Source organism: Rhodococcus sp. R1101 (assembly GCF_000278445.1).
GTDB lineage: Bacteria > Actinomycetota > Actinomycetes > Mycobacteriales > Mycobacteriaceae > Rhodococcus > Rhodococcus gordoniae.
Window position 1 is genome coordinate 1 of record NZ_AJVB01000659.1, and the last position, 1,733, is coordinate 1,733.

Consider the following 1,733-nt stretch of genomic DNA (forward strand, 5'->3'; position numbering starts at 1 on the left):
CCTGTGTCGTGATCGTCGTAGAGGGGAGTGGGTCGTGGGTGCGTTGTGGCACGGATTCGCCGATATGGGCGCGATCGAACGGGACGGCGCATTCGTCGTCACGCGTGGGGAAGGTGCGTACATCTGGGACGATGCCGGAACCCGCTATCTCGATGCCACCGCCGGACTGTGGTTCACCAACGTCGGTCACGGACGCACCGAAATCGGCGACGCGATCGCCGCACAGGTCGCCGAGCTCGCCCACTACTCGAATTTCGGCGATCTGACGTCCGAGCCCGCCCTCGAACTCGCCGAGCGGCTCGCGGCGATCGCCCCGGTCCCCGGCAGCAAGATCTTCTTCACCTCCGGTGGATCCGACTCGGTCGACTCGGCGGCCAAACTCGCGCGCCGGTACTGGCAGGAGGTCGGCAAGCCCGGCAAGCGGCTGCTGGTCTCGCGCGAGAAGGCGTACCACGGCATGCACGTCGGTGGCACCTCGCTCGCCGGTATCCCGGTCAACGGCGAGGGCTACGGGCGCCTGTGGGAGGACACAGCGCAGGTGGCGTGGGACGACGCCAAGGCGCTGCTCGAGCTCGTCGATTCGGTCGGCGCCGACTCCATCGCGGCCTTCTTCTGCGAACCCGTCATCGGTGCGGGCGGGGTGTACCTGCCGCCGGACGGTTATCTCGCCGAGGTCCGCGACATCTGCCGCGACCACGACATCCTGTTCGTCGTCGACGAAGTGGTCACCGGCTTCGGGCGTATCGGCGGTTCGTGGTTCGCGTCGTCGCGATTCGATCTGAGTCCCGACATGATCACCACCGCCAAGGGGCTCACCTCCGGCTATCTGCCGATGGGAGCGTTGTTCGTCGCTCCGCGGGTCGCCGAACCGTTCTTCTCCGGCGGCGTGTGGTGGCGTCACGGGTACACCTACGGCGGACATGCGGCGGCCGCGGCCGCCGCCCTCGCCAATCTCGACATCATCGAGCGCGAGGATCTGCTCGCCGAAGCGGCGCGGATCGAGCGGACACTGCACGAGAAGCTCGCACCGCTGGCGGAACATCCGCGGGTGGCCGAGGTGCGCAGCGGCGTCGGCGCGGTGGCGGCCGTGCAGCTCGCCGACCCGGCCGAGGCGCTCGGTTTCGTCACGACGCTGCGCCGGCACGGAATCTCGGGACGCGCCGCCGGTCAGGGAGCGATGCAGATCTCGCCGTCGTTCGTCATGACCGACGAGCAGATCGCCGATCTCGCCGACGGAATCGCCGCAGCACTCGGCTGACCCGGTCCTTCGGCCCGAGCGGAACCTCGGCGAGGGGGAGTTCGGCGCTGCCGTCGCGGGCGGCGAGCGACCGCGCGTAGCGCTCGTGCAGCACCGAGCGCACCTCGTCGGGACTGTAGTTCCGCCGCTGTCGCTCGTTGCGGGCGGCGACGGCGCCCGTCGCCGCCACACCCACCAGTCCGGCGAGTCCGACGAGCTTCCACCACTTGCCACCGCGCAGCGCCATGCGGACGACCTTAGCGGCCGCCGGGCATGGCAGGCTGGCGGCATGGACACTTCGTCGGCAGCCCGGCCCGCCGGTGCGCGTTCGCGTCTCACGCTCGACGAGGCCGTGGCGACGACCCGCACGGGCGACCTGTGGATCTTCCGTGGCGCCACACCGGCGGACCGCGCGATCCAGACGCTGACCAATGCGCCCGTGAACCATGTGGGGATGACGGTCGCGCTCGACGATCTGCCGCCGTTGATGTGGCAT

The 1,733-nt window shown here is 69.8% G+C and carries 2 protein-coding genes and 1 pseudogene; 2 read left to right on the plus strand and 1 reads right to left on the minus strand.

From position 1 onward, the window contains the following. The first annotated feature begins 34 nt into the window (after window positions 1-34). Window positions 35-1,258 (plus strand): aminotransferase class III-fold pyridoxal phosphate-dependent enzyme, encoded by a 1,224-nt coding sequence (locus R1101_RS0122900; protein ID WP_016935531.1) that lies wholly within the window; start codon window positions 35-37, stop codon window positions 1,256-1,258. On the opposite strand, the gene R1101_RS0122905 is transcribed toward R1101_RS0122900, so the two are convergent. Next, entirely contained in the window at window positions 1,200-1,484 is a 285-nt protein-coding gene (locus tag R1101_RS0122905) for a hypothetical protein (protein WP_016935532.1), read from the minus strand. The two genes, R1101_RS0122900 and R1101_RS0122905, sit on opposite strands and share 59 nt — an antisense overlap. Before the next feature lie 42 nt (window positions 1,485-1,526). Between R1101_RS0122905 and R1101_RS28320 the strand changes: the two are divergent. Beyond that, window positions 1,527-1,733 (plus strand): annotated as a pseudogene (locus tag R1101_RS28320) (hypothetical protein); the annotation flags it as partial.